Below are 15,017 nucleotides of genomic sequence, written 5' to 3' on the forward strand. Positions count from 1 at the left end.
CCGGTGGGCGGCCTACTCGGCGGGAGTGAGCACGAAGACCGGGATCTCGCGGTCGGTCTTCTCCTGGTAGTCGGCGTAGTCGGGATAGGCCTCCACGGCCCGCTCCCACCACTGCGCCTTCTCCTCGCCGAAGACCTCGCGCGCGTCGTACTCCTTGGTGACGGTCTCGTCCTGCAGCTCCACGCGCGGGTTCTTCTTGATGTTGAAGTACCAGACCGGGTGTTTGGGCGCCCCGCCGAGCGAGGCCACGACGGCGTACTCCCCCTGGTGTTCGACGCGCATGAGCGGTGTCTTGCGTAGTTTGCCCGATTTGGCGCCGACGGTGGTCAGCAGGACGACGGGACGTCCGCCGAGCTCGGTGGCTTCCGTGCCGCCCGACTCCATGTATTTCTCGGCCTGTTCGCGGGCCCAGTCCGAGGTGCTCGGCTCATATTCTCCGGTCAGAGGCATGAAACCAGCTTAGGCGGGTATCGCGGGGAGGCTGGCTCTTTTTGGCCCCTGATCCGCGAGTTCGGCTAGCCGAACTTCTCCTGGAGGAGTACCCTGAACCCCGTGACCACCACGACCGGAAACCTGCGTTCGACCGTCGCCCGCGCGACGTGCGACGTCAGTGTGGCCGGGGTCCCGTGGCCGGCGTACAAGCTCTGGGCCCTGCTGGTAGGGCTGATTGCCCTGGTCGTTGCCGGTCTGCTGACGATGAGCGCATCAGTCGGCGTGCTCTCCGGCGCGGCCGCGGCCACTGTGGCCTGGGTCGGGCTGAGCCTCTACTGCGCGTCCTGCCGCTGACCCTCGACCAGCCGGCGCAGCGCGTCGAGATCGGCAGCCACCGCCGCGATGTCCGCCTCGAATTCGTCGTCGGTCATTCCGCGCTGCCGCACGCTGAACACCACCTCGCACCGCGGTTCGCCCGGCCCCGCCGGCAAGATCCGGAAGGGGTTGTAGACCGCCTCCCCCGACGGTAGCCGCACCACGTGGTCGAGCACGCCGAACGTATTGGGCGCGGAGAACTCCACCACGACGGTGCCCATCGGCGAATCGGCCAGCCACCCCTGCGGGCTCTGCCGCAATTCACCCGCCGCCAGCCCCGCCGCCCACGCCGGCCAGGTGCGCGGATCGGCGAGGAAGTCGTAGACCGCCTCCGGCGACGCGTCGATCCACCTGCTCACATGCCGTGACACACCGATATCCGTTTTTGCGCTGTCGTCATCCATCCGACCATCGTCGCGCACACAATGAGCCGATGGACACCATCCCGTCCTGGTTGCGGCCCGGCACACCGGAGAGCCGGCTGCCCGTCCTCGCCGCCCTGCTGGTCGCCATCGCACTGCAGACCGTCATCGCCGACGACTACACACTGATCCCCCGCTGGCCGCTGATCACCCTCGAACTGCTGCTCATCGCCGTGCTGGTCGGGCTCAACCCCGTGCGCTTCGACCGGTCGACGCTACTGGGCCGCTACGCCGGCCGGGTGCTGCTCGCAGCAATCACGCTCGACAACGTCATCTGCGCCGTCGACCTCGGCAAGCACATCCTCGCCGGGGACGTGAGCAACGACGCCGCGATGCTGTTGACCACCGGCGCGTCGATCATCATCACCAACGTCGTCGTCTTCGGCATCTGGTACTGGGAACTGGACCGCGGCGGACCCTTCGCCCGGCTCGCCGGCGACCAGCCGTACCCGGACTTCCTCTTCCCTCAGATGGACAACCCCCAGATCGCCCCGCCGGACTGGCGACCGACGTTCGTCGACTACCTCTACATCAGCGTGACGAACGTGCTGTCGTTCTCCCCCGCCGACACTGCGCCGCTGGCGCGCTGGGCCAAGATCCTGATGACCGTGCAGTCGTCGATCGCGCTGTCGACGGCGGGCCTGGTGATCGCGCGGGCGGTCAACGTCCTCCGCTAGCGCATCAGCCGCCCAGGCAGCCCGGGCCCAGCAACGCCTTGAGGTCACCCATCAGCGCCGAGGACGGGGTCACCCGCAGCGCCTGGTCGAGTTCGAGGGTGGTGATGCGCTCCCCGCTGATCAGCCGCAGATGCACCTGCGAGGTACCCGGATGGTTGGCCAGCACCTGTTTGAGCGCGCTGACCTTGTCGATCGTGCACTGGCGGGTCGGCAGGCTGACCGCCAGCGGACGGTCGACCTGGGCGTTGGAGAAGTCCGGCACGATCAGCTCGTGGGCGATCAGCGCGATGCGGTCGTCGCGGGCGGCCACCTTCGCCTTGACCAGCACCACGACGTCGTCGGCGATCTCCGCGCCGAACAACGAATAGGTCTGCGGGAAGAACAGCACCTCGATGCCGCCGGTCAGATCCTCGAGTTGCGCTGAGGCCCAAGGCAACCCGTTCTTGTTGACGCGCCGGTTCACCGAGGCCAGGATGCCGCCGACGAGGACCTGCGCCTCGTTGGCGACGTCACCGTCGAGGATTGCGGGAATCTGAGTGTCCACCTGCGCGGCCAACAGATGCGCGACGCCGTTGAGCGGATGCCCGGACACGTAGAGTCCCAGCATCTCGCGTTCGAGGGCGAGCTTGTGCTTGTCCTCCCACTCCTCGTCGGGCACCTTGATGGTGAACACGGAATCCCCCAGATCCGCGCCCGACCCGTCGGCCGCGCCGAACAGGTCGAACTGACCCATCGCCTCGGCCTTCTTGGTGCCGAGCACCGAGTCCACGGCGTCGGTGTGCACCAGGAACAGACCCTTGCGGGGATGACCGAGAGAATCGAACGCCCCGGCCTTGATCAGCGACTCCGTCACCTTCTTGTTGCAGGCGGCGATGTCGATCTTGTTCAGGTAGTCCGAGAAGTCGGTGTACTTACCCCGCTCGGTGCGGGTATTCACCAGCGACGCAACGACATTGGCGCCGACGTTGCGCACCGCGCCGAGGCCGAACCGGATGTCGTTGCCGACCGAGGCGAAGTTCTGCACCGACTCGTTGACGTCCGGCGGCAGCACCGTGATGCCCAGCCGGCGGCAGTCCGCGAGATACACCGCAGCCTTGTCTTTGTCGTCGCCGACCGAGGTGAGCAGGCCGGCCATGTACTCAGCCGGGAAGTTCGCCTTCAGGTAGGCCGTCCAGTACGACACCAGGCCGTAGCCGGCGGCGTGCGATTTGTTGAACGCGTATCCGGCGAACGGGAGGATGGTGTCCCACAGCGCCTTGACGGCCTTCTCGGAGAAGCCGTTCGCGGTCATGCCCTCATGGAAACCCTTGTACTCGGCCTCGAGCACCTCGAGCTTCTTCTTGCCCATGGCCTTTCGCAGCGCGTCGGCCTTACCCATCGTGTAGGAGGCGACCTTCTGCGCGATGAACATGATCTGCTCTTGGTAGACGATCAGACCGTAGGTCTCCGAGAGGATCTCCTTGAGCGGTTCCTCCAGCTCGGGGTGGATCGGCTTGATGGCCTGCCGGCCGTTCTTGCGGTCGGCGTAGTCGTTGTGGGCGTTCATGCCCATCGGGCCCGGGCGGTACAGCGCCAGCACCGCGACGATGTCGTTGAACTCAGTGGGCTGCATCCGGCGCAGCAGGTCGCGCATCGGTCCGCCGTCGAGCTGGAACACCCCGAGCGTGTCGCCGCGGCCGAGCAGTTCGTAGGCCTTCGGATCGTCGAGCGGCAGAGCCTCCAGGTCGAGATCGATGCCGCGGTTGGCTTTGATGTTCTCGATGCAGTCGCCGATGATCGTGAGGTTCCGCAACCCCAGGAAGTCCATCTTCAGCAGGCCGATGGCCTCACACGACGGATAGTCCCAACCGGTGATGATCGCGCCGTCCTGCGGGCGGCGCCACAGCGGTATCGCGTCGATGAGCGGCTCGGAGCTCATGATCACCGCGCAGGCGTGCACGCCGGCGTTGCGGACCAGACCCTCCAGCCCGCGCGCGGTCTCGTAGATGGTCCGCACGTCGGGGTCGGTGTCGATGAGGGCGCGGACCTCGGCGGCTTCCTTGTAGCGCTCGTGGTTGGGGTCGGTGATGCCGGAGACCGAGATGTCCTTGGCCATGATCGGCGGCGGGAGCGCCTTGGTGATGCGATCGGCGATGGCGAAGCCGGGCTGGCCGTAGTGGACGCGCGCTGAATCCTTCAGCGCCGCTTTGGTCTTGATGGTGCCGAACGTGATGACCTGGGCGACGCGGTCGCTGCCCCACTTGTTGGCGGCGTAGCGCAGCATCTCGCCGCGGCGACGATCGTCGAAGTCGATGTCGATATCGGGGGCCGACGGCCGCTCCGGGTTGAGGAACCGCTCGAACAGCAGACCGTGCGGGATCGGGTCGATGTTGGTGATGCCCAGTGCGTAGGCCACCAGCGAACCGGCCGCCGAACCGCGGCCCGGGCCGACCCGGATGTCGACGGACTTCGCGTAGTTGATGAGGTCGGCGACGATCAAAAAGTACGACGGGAAGCCCTTGTCGCAGATGACCTTGATCTCGTACTCGGCGCGCCCGATGTACTCGTCGGGCACGACGCCGCCGGGCATGTCCTTGCAGCGGCGCTTCAGACCTTCCATCACCTCGTGGTGCAGCCAGCTGGCCTGATCGTGACCCTCGGGCACCGGGAAGATCGGCATCCGGTCCCGTGGCGTCCACACGTCGGCGTAGGACTGCACCCGCTCGGCGATCAGGAGCGTCGAATCGCACGCACCGGGCACCTGGTCGTCCCACAGCGCGCGCATCTCCGCAGCGGACTTCAGGTAGTAGCCGTCACCGTCGAATTTGAAGCGTGCCGGATCCGACAGCGTCTTGCCGGTCTGGATGCACAGCAACGCCTCGTGGTTCTGGGAGGCGTCGCGGGTGACGTAGTGGCAGTCGTTGGTGGCCAGCGGGCGGATGTCGAGTTTGCGGCCGACCTCGAGCAGCCCCTCCCGCACCCGGCGTTCGATGGACAGCCCGTGGTCCATCAGCTCGAGGAAGAAGTTGTCGGGACCGAAGATCTCCCGCCACTTGGCCGCCGCCTCCAGCGCTTCGCACTCGTGGCCGAGTCGCAACCGGGTCTGCACCTCCCCGGACGGGCAGCCGGTGGTGGCGATGATGCCCTCGGCGTGTTCGGCGATCAGTTCGGCATCCATCCGCGACCACTTGCCGAGCTGACCCTCGAACGAGGCGAGCGAGGAGAGCTTGAACAGGTTGCGCAACCCCGTCGCGTTCTCGGCCATCATCGTCATGTGCGTGTAGGAGCCGCTGCCCGACACGTCGTCGCTCTTCTGCCCCGGGTCACCCCACAGGACGCGTTTGGTGTCGAACCGCGAGCCGGGGGCGATGTAGGCCTCCACCCCGATGATCGGCTTGATCCCGGCATCGGTGGCGGCGTTGTAGAACTCGCTGGCCCCGAACATGTTTCCGTGATCGGTCATTCCGATCGCCGGCATCTCGAGGCGTTTGGCCTCGGCCAGCATCGGCTTGACCTTCGCCGCACCGTCCAGCATCGAGTACTCGGTGTGGTTGTGCAGGTGCACGAACGACTGCGACTGACCGCTCATAGGTGCGCCAGTCTATGGTCGACCACCGACACCCCCTCGGCGTGTCGCGTGCCGTGTCCGAAGATTGCCTCTACTCGTCCGCCGCGACGGGCACCAGACCGCGCGCGAACAGCGAGATGAGCTGCCCGGCGATGGGTCCGAGATCGCCGTTCCCGGTGAACGCGGCGTGGAACGCCATGCCGTAGAGGATCACCTGCAGCATGTCGGCGACGGCTTCGACCTCGGTGTCGGGCTCGAGTTCCCCGCTGCGGACCGCGTCTTCGACCAGCCGCAGCAGAAACGCCCGGATCGGCGAGTGCCCGACGGTCTGCAGCTCGGGGTTGCGGTGGTACTCCAGCCGGGCGCTGATCAGGAACGGCATCATCGATCGGTCCCGGGTGTCGACCTGGGACACGGCGTCGACGAACGCCGAGAGCCGGCCCAGCAACGTGGGTGCGTCCACGGCCGCGCCGACACAGTGGGCGATCACGTGGCGGGCCTCGTCGACGATCGCCTCGTACAGGTCCTCGCGTCCAGGGAAGTAGTAGTGCAGCGTGGGGCGGCTGAGACCGGTGCGCTTGGAGATCGCCTGGAACGTCATCCCCGGGTAGCCACGCTCGTTGAGCACCTCACGAGCAGCGCGCACGATCTCTTTGCGGGTACGCGTCGAGTCGGCACCCACCGGGCGGCCGAGTGCGCGCTGCGCCGCCTTCACCTGGCTCTTGCGCTGCACTCCGCGAACCTAGGACATCGTCGCAGGCCTGGCAACCGTGTCCCGAGGGGGCCTGCGTCGCAGCGCGTCGGCGGCCAGCAACACCAGGGCCAGCCAGATCAGGCCGAATCCGAGCCAGCGGCCCAGCGGCATCGGCTCGTTGCCGATCAGCACGCCCCACGCCATCTGCAGACCGGGGTTGATATAGAAGAGCAGGCCCAGCGTCACCAACGTCAGCCGCTGCGCCGCCGCGGCGAACAGCAGCAGCGGGATCGCCGTCACCGGGCCGGCGAGCAGCAGCAGCGCCATGTGGCCGGCACCGCTGCCCAGGAAGTGGCCCTGCCCGGCCGTCTCCAGCACGACCAGGTAGCCGACCGCGATCGGCAGCGCGAGCAGGGTCTCGACGGCCACACTGACCCGCGGATCGGCGTCCACCACCTTCTTGACCATCCCGTAGACGCCGAACGACAGCGCCAGCACGACCGCAATGTACGGCGGCTCCCCCACCTCGATCGTCAGCAGCACCACCGCGACGATCGCGATCGCCAGCGCCACCAGCTGCCACCGGCCGATCCGTTCCCGGAACACCAGCACCCCCAGCGCCACGCTGACCAGCGGGTTGATGAAGTAGCCGAGCGCGGCGTCCACGACGTGGTCGTGGGTGACCGCGTAGATGTAGGTGCCCCAGTTCACCGAGATCAGCGCCGACGCGCCAGCCAGCAGCAGCCAGGTGCGGCCCGACAGCCGGCGCAGATCGCCGAGGCGGCGTGCGACGGCGACCACCAGCAGCAGGAACACCGAGCTCCACACGATGCGGTGGGCCAGCACCTCAAGGGAGCCGGCGGGAAGCAACAGCAGGAAGAAGCCCGGGCACAGCCCCCACCAGACGTAGGCGCCGACGCCGAAGAGCCAACCAGCCCGGTCTTTGGTCAACGGGCGTTCCGGCGCAACACGTCGATGGCGTGCTGCAGATCCTGCGGATAGGGGCTGGTTATCTCTACCCAGCGGCCGTCGGCGGGGTGCGCGAAGGCCAGCGATCGGGCGTGCAGCCACTGCCGCTCGAGCCCGAGTTTCTTGGCCAGCGTCGGATCGGCGCCGTAGGTGAGGTCGCCGCAGCACGGATGGTGCAGCGCGGCGAAGTGCACGCGGATCTGATGGGTACGACCGGTTTCCAGGTGGACGTCGAGCAGGCTGGCCGCCTGGTGCGCCTCGAGGGTGTCGTAGTGGGTGACACTGTTGCGCCCGCCCTCGACGACGGCGAATTTCCAGTCGTTGCCTCGGTGTCTGCCGATCGGCGCGTCGATGGTCCCGCTGCTGGGGTCGGGATGGCCCTGTACGAGGGCGTGATAGCGCTTCTCGACCGTGCGCTGTTTGAACGCCCGCTTGAGCACCGTGTAGGCGCGCTCCGACAGCGCCACCACCATCACCCCGGAGGTCCCGACGTCCAGCCGGTGCACGATGCCCTGCCGCTCGTGGATGCCCGACGTGCTGATCCGGAAGCCGGCCGCGGCCAGCCCGCCCAGCACCGTCGGCCCGTGCCAACCGACGGTCGCGTGCGCGGCCACCCCCGGCGGTTTGTCCACGGCGACGATGTCGTCGTCGGAGTACAGGATGTCCATACCCTCGATCTCGACCGGTGTGTTCTCCACGGGCGCGGGGGCCTCGGGCAGCCGCACCTCGAGCCAGGCGCCTGCAGTGAGTTTGTCGGATTTCGCCGCCGGGCTGCCGTCGATGTCGACGCCCCCGTCCTCGGCCATCGCCGCGGCCGCGGTGCGCGATACACCGAGCAGCCGGGACAGCCCGGCGTCGACGCGCATACCGGCCAGACCCTCGGGAACCGGCATCGAACGGGTGCTCACTAGCTCTGATCGGCCTTCGACTCGGCCTGATCCGATGCGTCGTCCGGCTGGCGCCTCCCGACGGAATCCGATGCGTCGTCCGGCTGGCGCCTCCCGACGGTGTCGTAGTCGAATCCGAACATCGACAGCACCACCAGCAGGATCGCCCCGCCGACCACGGACGGATCCGCCACGTTGAACACCGGCCACCAGCCGATGGACAGGAAGTCAACGACGTGTCCGCGCAGCGGTCCCGGTGACCGGAAGAACCGGTCCACCAGGTTGCCCATCGCCCCGCCCAGGATCATGCCCAGGCCCAGCGCCCACCACGGCGACACCAGGCGTCGGCCCATCCAGATGATGCCGATCACCACGCCGGTGGCGACCAGCGTCAGCACCCACGTGTAGCCGGTCGCCATCGAGAACGCCGCACCGGAGTTGCGCACCAGGGTCCAGGTCACGGTGTCGCCGATGATCGATACCGGCTGCCCGGGGGTGAGCAACCGCACCGCGAGCACCTTGGTCACCACGTCGAGGGCGAGGACCACCGCCGCGACCGACAGCAACAGGAACAGCCGTCGGCGCGGTCGCACAGCCCCGCCGACGGCACCGCCGTCGCTGCCGACCTCGGTGGCCGCGGGCTCCGCGGCAGCGGTCGCGGGCTCGGCTTTGCCCGGGGTTTCGTCAGTCACGCATCCATCATCCCAAACGCGGCGGGCTGCGGGACAATCCGCACGTGAGCCTTGTCGTGATCAGCACCGGCGGCACGATCGCCACCAGCACCGACGCCGACGGCGTCCGTCGCCCCGACCGCACCGGCGCGGATCTGACCGCCGGACTGGATGTCGCCGTGGTGGACCTGCTCCGCGCGGACAGCTCCGCGCTCGGTCCGCCCGAGTGGGATCTGATCGGCGCCGCAGTGCGCAGGGCGGTCGGTGACGGCGCAGACGGGGTGGTGATCACCCACGGCACCGACACCCTCGAGGAGACGGCCCTGTGGCTGGACCTGACGTATCAGGGCTTCGTGCCCGTGGTCCTGACCGGTGCGATGCGCAGTGCTGACGCCCCCGATGCCGACGGACCCGCCAACCTGCGCGACGCGCTGACCGTCGCCGGCGATTCGGCCGCGCGCGGGCTGGGTGTGCTGGTGGCGTTCTCCGGCCGCGTCCGCCGGCCGCTCGGGCTGAACAAGGTGGGCGGCTCGACGCTGGACTGTTTCGCCGGCCCGGAGGTGGGTGAGGTCACCGCGGGCCGGTTCACCGTCACCGGGCAGAAAAGCGGGGTGCGGTTCGGGGAGCTGACCGCGGCCGACGCGCCGCGGGTGGACATCGCCGCGGTGTATGCGGGCTCCGACGCCGTCGCGCTCGACGCCTTCGCCGCCGCGGGCGCGCGGGCGGTCGTGCTGGAGGCGATGGGGGCGGGTAACGCCGGACCGGACGTCATCGCCGGGGTGCGGCGGTTGTGCGCTGACGGGATCGTGGTGGCGGTGGCCACCCGAGTGCCGGGCGGGAGCGTCAGCCCGGCCTACGGTCCGGGCCGGGAGTTGGCCGACGCCGGGGCGGTCGTCGTCCCCGGCTTGCGGCCGCCGCAGGCGCGGGTGCTGCTGATGGCCGCGCTGGCGGCGGGTCGAGACCCGGGTGAGGTCTTCGCGCGCTGGGGCTGAACCGCCGCGAGCGTGCGTGTTTGCACGCGACACGCCGGGCAATAGTTGGCAGTTTGCGCACGCTCGCGGGTGTTCGCCCACGGTGTCGGTGCTACGTCGCGTCCTCGGAACCCAGTGCGGCGACGTAGTCCGGCCAGTCCAGGCTGTCGACCGGGTTCGCACGCGTCACCTCGGGCGCGGACGCCGGGAAGGTGCGCGTCGGCCCGGGTCCGGTGCTACGGGTCTCGAACCGCACGGTCATGACACCGTGGCCGGCGCCCTGGATCCAACCGTGGCCGAACTCGGGATGGGTGACGTCGTCGCCGACGCCCCACGCGGGCGGTGTCGCGGCGAGCGCGCTGACCGTCGACCCGACGGTGGCGACTGCACCCTGCGCCTCCTCGGTGACCGATTCCAGATTCGGAAACAGCGACTCCTGAAGCACCTCGGTCAGCCCCGAGAAGCCCACGCCCACAAGACGAATGGGTCCGATCTCCGCCGGGTCGAGCAGCAACCGCCGTGCCGTGGCGATCAAGGTCGCCGAATCGGTGGTCGCCGACGGCAGGGTGGCCGAACGGGTCAGGGTGCTCATATCCGACTTCTTGAGTTTGACCGTGACCGTGCGGGCGCCGCGACCGTCCTTCTGCAGTCTGCGGTGTGCGTGCTCCCCGATCGGACCCGCCGCTTCCCGGAGTTGGTCGAGGGTGATGAGGTCGGCCGGGAACGTCGATTCCGCGCTGATCTGTTTGGCCTCGGCGCGTTCGGCGACGGGCCGGTCATCGATCCCCCGGGCCAGCCGATGCAGTGCCGGTCCCACCGTGGCGCCGAGGACGTCGGCGGCCTCGGCGTCCGACAGCGCGGCGAACCGCCCGATCGTCTCGATGCCGATGCGGTGCAACTTGTCCTCGGCCACCGGCCCGATTCCCCACAGCCTGCGCACGGGCAGCCCGTGGAGCAGTTCACGCTGTTCGTCGGGCCGCACCACCCGGACCCCGTCCGGTTTGGCCAGCCCCGACGCGATCTTCGCCAGCTGCTTACCCGATCCGGCGCCGACGGACGCGATCAGGCCGGTCACCTCGCGCACGGTGGCCCGCAGCCGCTCGCAGAACGCCTCGGCCTCCTCGGCCGACGCCCCGGCCAGCTCGACCGGCTCCCCGAACGCCTCGTCGAAGGACAGCTGTTCGAGTACCGGGACCAGGGTCCGCACGGTGTCGAAGACCCGCCGGCTCGCGACGCCGTAGACGACGCCGCGTGGCGGCAGCACCACCGCGGGGGCACCGACCATCCGGCGAGCCTGGTGCATCGGCATCGCCGAGCGGGCGCCGTGCACGCGGGCCTCGTAGCTGGCGCCGGCCACCACACCGCGACCGCCCAACCCGCCGACCAGCACCGGTCGGCCCCGCAGTGTGGGACGGGTCAGCTGCTCCACCGACGCGAAGAACGCGTCCATGTCCAGGTGCAGGACCCACCGCGCGTCCACACCCGCAGATGCTAGGGCGTTAGCCTGACGGGATGCGAGAGGTGCCCATCAGCGATGAGTCGATCCGCCTCGGGCAGTTCCTGAAACTGGCCTCGCTGATCGACAGCGGGGCCGACGCCAAGGCCGTGATCGCCGACGGGATGGTCACCGTCAACGGGGACGTGGAGACCCGGCGGGGGCGTCAACTGCACGCCGGCGACACCGTCGCACTCGGCGACGAGGCCGCCGTCGTCACCCGCGGTTGACCACCCGGACCGCCTCGGCGCTCAGCGTCCGGTCGCACTGATCGCACGCCAACTCCGGGACGAAGTCCGTCCCACACGCGGTGTGGGTGAGCACGAGCGCGGAGCCCTCCGGGGCGCCGAACCACTCCTCGGCCCAGTGGATCGACGCCGCCACCACCGGATAAAACGCGCGCCCCTTCGGCGTGAGGTGATACTCAGACCAGTCCGCGCGGCGAGGATGGGCCGCGGCCTGCAGCACCCCGATGTCGCAGAACACCCGCAGATGTTCGGCCACCAGCGCGGCCGGCGCCCCGAGCCGGGTCTGGAAGTCGCTGAACCGCCGGGTCCCCAGAAACGCGGCACCGATGATCGCCGACGCCCAGCGGTTGCCGAAGATCGCCATCGTCTCCGGGAACAGCCCGGGCGCATCGCCGCGGGTGCGCCTGCGGGTCGTCCCGCGGGGCACGGACCGCTGCCATCCGCCGCTGGGGCCCCACCGTCCGGTGATGTCGGCCGTTCCGGTCTCTCGGCGGCAGCCGGCACACCGCAGCACCGGCGAGAACTCCACCCCGCATCCGGTGTGCTCCATCGCGGGCAGCGTCGTGGCATGCTCGTCCACCCACGTCCGCTCCCAGTGCCAGATGGACACCAGAACCGGCCAGAGCGCCTGGCAGCGCTCGGTGGGCAGATATCCCGCCCGCAGCGGCTGCTGCTGATACACCCGCCGCTCCAGCAGCCCGTCGTCGACGAGGGCCCGCAGCCGGCCTGTCAGCACGGCCGCCGAGATGGGCAGAGTGGTGAAGTCGGTGAAACGCCTTGCGCCCAGCAGGGATTCGCGCACGATCAGCAGGGTCCACTCGTCGCCGAGCAGGCCCAGCATCCGCCCTATCGCGTTGACCTCACCGTCGGTGGTCACCGCGGACTGTGCCAGCGCCGCAACTCGTCGCCGGCCACCCAGGTGGAATGCGTTCCGCTGCAGACCCTCTCAGGCAACCGCAGCGTGCACACCGGGCCGTCGGTGACGCGTGCGGCGTCGAACACCAGGCAGTAGGACGCGTCGTCGTTCATGTCGGTGGTCAGCGTGACCAGGTAGCCGTCGTCCTCCGCGGTGCTGCCGGGCCGCGGCGCCATGGAGGCCTCGCTGCCGAACACCCCGTCGCCGAACGCGTAACGCTCTTCGCTGCCGGTGGACAGGTCGTGGCGGACCAGCCCGTCGAACAGGAACCAGCCCGGCTTGCCGGTGGCGGCATACACGTACCGGTAGGGGCGGGTCTGGTAGTCGCCGTTCATCATCCCGAACTCGGTGAGGCGCTCCGACAGCCGCTCCTCGGTCACCGCCCCGGTGATGAGGTTGAACCGCCAGCGGTGCAGATGCGATTCGAAACCGTCGAGCGCCAGGTAGCGGAAGGCCGCCTCCTCCAACGACTTCGCACCCTTCGTCGACGGTGACGGATTGTCCTGGAAGAACCCGTCGAGCACGATCTCGTCGCCGTACTCGAAGGCGTTGACGAAGTGCAGGGCGTAGGTGGGGGCCGCCTCGAACCACCGCACCTGCGATCGGTCGCCGCGGCGGGGCAGCACCGCGAACCGGGACGGCAGGTCCCGGTGGAACACCGGCGCGTGGATGTCCTGCTTCAACAGCGACGGTTCCCAGAACAGCGGGAAGTCGTTGAGGATCACGTAGTTCTCGGTGAACGCCATATCGTGCGGCATCCGCGGGCCGGGCAGCGGCACGTCGGTGTGGTGCACCAGGTTCGCGTCCTTGTCCACCACGCCGTAACGCAGGAACGGCGCCTCCTTGCTGTAGCTGAAGAACAGCAGCTCCCCGGTGACCGCATCGACCTTGGGATGCGCCGATACGCCCCATTGCGGGAAGTCGCCGTGCCAGGTCTCCTTGCCGAGCGTGTCGGCGGTGTAGGGGTCGACGCGGTACAGGTCGCCGCACATGTAGAAGCTCGTGAGCGCGGTCCCCCGGTGCACGACGACGTCGGTGCTCGACGCGTCCTTCATCCGGGTGCGCGCGCCCCAGCCGTCCTCGCGTTTCGCCGCCGACGGCATCTCGATGAAGCCGGCCCACAGCGGACCGCCGGCCTCATTCTCGGCGAGGAAGCCGTCGGTGCGGACGAACCTGTTGCGGTAGTGAGCTTTTCCGTCGGCGAATTCGACGATGTGGATCATGCCGTCGCCGTCGAACGGGTGATACGCCGTCGCTGCCGGATGCAGCGGGTTCTCGGTGTTGCGCAGATACATGCCGTCCAGATCGGCAGGCACCTCACCGGCGACCACCTCGAGATCGTCGGCGCGCCACTCGGTGAGCTGGGGCCGCCACGGCCCGGTCCGGTACGGGTGATCGTCGTCCGCCGGGAGCGTCGAGGTGAACGTCCCGATGCGTTGTGCGCCCATGGCCGGAAACTACAGTTGACAGAGTGACTCTGTCAATTGAACTATGGGGTCATGCAGGACGTCTGGATTCTCGGCGGGTATCAGAGCGACTTCGCCCGCAATCTGCACCGTGAAGGCCTCGACTTCGCCGATCTGACCGCCGAGGTGGTCGACCGGACACTGGCCGCCGCGCGCCTCGACGCGACCGCGGTCGAGGTCGTCCACGTTGGCAACGCCTTCGGCGAACTGTTCGCCGCGCAGAGCCATCTCGGCGCGATGCCGGCGACGGTCGACGACGCCCTGTGGGGTGTCCCGGCCTCCCGGCACGAGGCGGCGTGCGCGTCCGGCAGCATCGCCGCCCTCGCCGCGCTCGCCGATCTGCGCGCCGGCAACTACGACGTGGCGCTGGTCCTGGGCCTGGAACTCGAGAAGACCGTGCCCGGACCGGTCGGCGCCGGCCACCTCGCCGCCGCGGGCTGGACCGGGCACGAGGATGCGGCCACCAGCAACCTGTGGGCCCAGGTGTTCTCCCGGGTTGCCGACGAATACGACCGCCGCTACGGCCTCGACGAGGCACACCTGCGCGCGATCGCCGACCTGAACTACGCCAACGCCCGCCGCAACGACAATGCCCAGGCCCGGCACTGGACCGTGCCGACGCTCTCCGCCGACGACGAGCAGAACCCCGTGGTGGAGGGGCGGTTACGGCGCTACGACTGCAGCCAGCTCACCGACGGCGGCGCCGGTGTGATGCTGGTGACCGACGCCTACCTGCGCGAGCACCCCGATGCCCGGCCGGTGGCGCGCATCGAAGGGTGGGGACACCGCACCGTCGGCCTCGGACTGGCGCAGAAGCTCGGACGGCACCCGGACTCGCCGTACGTGCTGCCTCACGTCCGTGGCGCGGTGCACGACGCGTTCGGCCGCGCCGGGGTCCCCCTCGAGGCGTTGTCCGGCTTCGAGGTGCACGACTGCTTCACGCCCAGCGAATACCTGGCGATCGACCACATCGGGCTGACCGAACCGGGGATGTCCTGGCAAGCCGTCGAGGACGGCGACATCGCACCGGGCGGACGCCTACCGGTCAACCCGGGCGGTGGGCTGATCGGCGGCGGACATCCGGTGGGCGCCACGGGCGTTCGCATGCTCGTCGACGCCGCCAGACAGGTCAGCGGCACCGCGGGTGACTACCAGGTCGACGGCGCCGACCGCTTCGGCACCCTGAACATCGGCGGCAGCACCGCGACCGTCGTCAGCTTCGTCGTCGGCGCCGCGCCGCGCTGAAC

General features: G+C 69.1%; 15 protein-coding genes. 5 read left to right on the forward strand and 10 right to left on the reverse strand.

Translation table 11 applies throughout. The annotated features are described in order from the left end of the window. Nucleotides 1–12: 12 nt before the first annotated feature. On the reverse strand, nucleotides 13–450 hold the full coding sequence (locus A5757_RS07630) for a nitroreductase family deazaflavin-dependent oxidoreductase (RefSeq protein ID WP_066830959.1): 438 nt from the start codon (nucleotides 448–450) through the stop codon (nucleotides 13–15). A gap of 102 nt (nucleotides 451–552) precedes the next feature. Between A5757_RS07630 and A5757_RS07635 the strand changes: the two genes are divergently transcribed. Then, a complete protein-coding gene (locus tag A5757_RS07635; protein WP_066830961.1) occupies nucleotides 553–786 on the forward strand; it encodes a hypothetical protein in 234 nt (77 codons plus the stop codon). Here A5757_RS07635 and A5757_RS07640 read toward each other — a convergent pair. Further along, complete coding sequence (locus A5757_RS07640) at nucleotides 765–1,211, reverse strand: SRPBCC family protein (RefSeq protein ID WP_066830963.1); 447 nt, start codon at nucleotides 1,209–1,211, stop codon at nucleotides 765–767. The genes A5757_RS07635 and A5757_RS07640 overlap by 22 nt on opposite strands. A gap of 29 nt (nucleotides 1,212–1,240) precedes the next feature. On the opposite strand from A5757_RS07640, the gene A5757_RS07645 reads away from it, so the two are divergent. Beyond that, nucleotides 1,241–1,906 (forward strand): hypothetical protein, encoded by a 666-nt coding sequence (locus A5757_RS07645; protein WP_066830967.1) that lies wholly within the window; start codon nucleotides 1,241–1,243, stop codon nucleotides 1,904–1,906. Between the two features lie 4 nt (nucleotides 1,907–1,910). Here A5757_RS07645 and dnaE read toward each other — a convergent pair whose 3' ends face one another. From dnaE to lspA, 5 genes are all read right to left on the reverse strand, one after another. Further along, the gene (gene dnaE, locus A5757_RS07650) at nucleotides 1,911–5,474 is read right to left on the reverse strand and encodes a DNA polymerase III subunit alpha (RefSeq protein WP_066830969.1); all 3,564 of its coding nucleotides are present in this window, start codon (nucleotides 5,472–5,474) and stop codon (nucleotides 1,911–1,913) included. 70 nt (nucleotides 5,475–5,544) lie between these two features. Next, nucleotides 5,545–6,186 carry a TetR/AcrR family transcriptional regulator gene (locus tag A5757_RS07655; protein WP_066830971.1) on the reverse strand — a complete coding sequence of 214 codons (642 nt, stop codon included), beginning with the start codon at nucleotides 6,184–6,186 and terminating at the stop codon, nucleotides 5,545–5,547. A 9-nt stretch (nucleotides 6,187–6,195) separates the two neighbouring features. Then, nucleotides 6,196–7,098: an EamA family transporter RarD gene (gene rarD, locus A5757_RS07660; protein ID WP_066830973.1), complete on the reverse strand. Its 903-nt coding sequence runs from the start codon at nucleotides 7,096–7,098 to the stop codon at nucleotides 6,196–6,198. Then, on the reverse strand, nucleotides 7,095–8,024 hold the full coding sequence (locus A5757_RS07665; RefSeq protein WP_066830975.1) for an RluA family pseudouridine synthase: 930 nt from the start codon (nucleotides 8,022–8,024) through the stop codon (nucleotides 7,095–7,097). The genes rarD and A5757_RS07665 overlap by 4 nt, the downstream gene beginning before the upstream one ends. After that, nucleotides 8,024–8,695, reverse strand: a complete 672-nt coding sequence (gene lspA, locus A5757_RS07670) for a signal peptidase II (RefSeq protein ID WP_066830977.1) — start codon at nucleotides 8,693–8,695, stop codon at nucleotides 8,024–8,026. Before lspA ends, A5757_RS07665 begins: the two co-directional genes overlap by 1 nt. Before the next feature lie 44 nt (nucleotides 8,696–8,739). Here lspA and A5757_RS07675 point away from each other — a divergent pair, with 44 nt between their 5' ends. Continuing rightward, complete coding sequence (locus A5757_RS07675) at nucleotides 8,740–9,666, forward strand: asparaginase (RefSeq protein ID WP_066830979.1); 927 nt, start codon at nucleotides 8,740–8,742, stop codon at nucleotides 9,664–9,666. A 91-nt stretch (nucleotides 9,667–9,757) separates the two neighbouring features. Here A5757_RS07675 and A5757_RS07680 read toward each other — a convergent pair whose 3' ends face one another. Continuing rightward, nucleotides 9,758–11,125 (reverse strand): DNA polymerase IV, encoded by a 1,368-nt coding sequence (locus tag A5757_RS07680; protein ID WP_082929361.1) that lies wholly within the window; start codon nucleotides 11,123–11,125, stop codon nucleotides 9,758–9,760. A 32-nt stretch (nucleotides 11,126–11,157) separates the two neighbouring features. On the opposite strand from A5757_RS07680, the gene A5757_RS07685 reads away from it, so the two are divergent. Continuing rightward, a complete protein-coding gene (locus A5757_RS07685; protein ID WP_066830981.1) occupies nucleotides 11,158–11,370 on the forward strand; it encodes an RNA-binding S4 domain-containing protein in 213 nt (70 codons plus the stop codon). On the opposite strand, the gene A5757_RS07690 is transcribed toward A5757_RS07685, so the two are convergent. After that, nucleotides 11,357–12,229 (reverse strand): helix-turn-helix domain-containing protein, encoded by an 873-nt coding sequence (locus A5757_RS07690; protein ID WP_066832239.1) that lies wholly within the window; start codon nucleotides 12,227–12,229, stop codon nucleotides 11,357–11,359. The two genes, A5757_RS07685 and A5757_RS07690, sit on opposite strands and share 14 nt — an antisense overlap. Nucleotides 12,230–12,261: 32 nt before the next feature. Next, nucleotides 12,262–13,752 (reverse strand): carotenoid oxygenase family protein, encoded by a 1,491-nt coding sequence (locus A5757_RS07695; protein WP_066830983.1) that lies wholly within the window; start codon nucleotides 13,750–13,752, stop codon nucleotides 12,262–12,264. A gap of 51 nt (nucleotides 13,753–13,803) precedes the next feature. Between A5757_RS07695 and A5757_RS07700 the strand changes: the two genes are divergently transcribed. Further along, complete coding sequence (locus A5757_RS07700) at nucleotides 13,804–15,015, forward strand: acetyl-CoA acetyltransferase (protein WP_066830985.1); 1,212 nt, start codon at nucleotides 13,804–13,806, stop codon at nucleotides 15,013–15,015. Nucleotides 15,016–15,017 lie beyond the last annotated feature (2 nt).

The sequence above is a fragment of the Mycobacterium sp. 852013-51886_SCH5428379 genome (assembly GCF_001665575.1).
Lineage (GTDB): Bacteria > Actinomycetota > Actinomycetes > Mycobacteriales > Mycobacteriaceae > Mycobacterium.

Bases quoted from the DNA above. Each gene is read 5' to 3' on its own strand.
- A5757_RS07630 (WP_066830959.1), bottom strand. From the start codon at position 450: ATGCCTCTGACCGGAGAATATGAGCCGAGCACCTCGGACTGGGCCCGC.
- A5757_RS07640 (WP_066830963.1), bottom strand. From the start codon at position 1,211: ATGGATGACGACAGCGCAAAAACGGATATCGGTGTGTCACGGCATGTG.
- A5757_RS07645 (WP_066830967.1), top strand. From the start codon at position 1,241: ATGGACACCATCCCGTCCTGGTTGCGGCCCGGCACACCGGAGAGCCGG.
- dnaE (WP_066830969.1), bottom strand. From the start codon at position 5,474: ATGAGCGGTCAGTCGCAGTCGTTCGTGCACCTGCACAACCACACCGAG.
- A5757_RS07685 (WP_066830981.1), top strand. From the start codon at position 11,158: ATGCGAGAGGTGCCCATCAGCGATGAGTCGATCCGCCTCGGGCAGTTC.
- A5757_RS07690 (WP_066832239.1), bottom strand. From the start codon at position 12,229: ATGCTGGGCCTGCTCGGCGACGAGTGGACCCTGCTGATCGTGCGCGAA.
- A5757_RS07695 (WP_066830983.1), bottom strand. From the start codon at position 13,752: ATGGGCGCACAACGCATCGGGACGTTCACCTCGACGCTCCCGGCGGAC.
- A5757_RS07700 (WP_066830985.1), top strand. From the start codon at position 13,804: ATGCAGGACGTCTGGATTCTCGGCGGGTATCAGAGCGACTTCGCCCGC.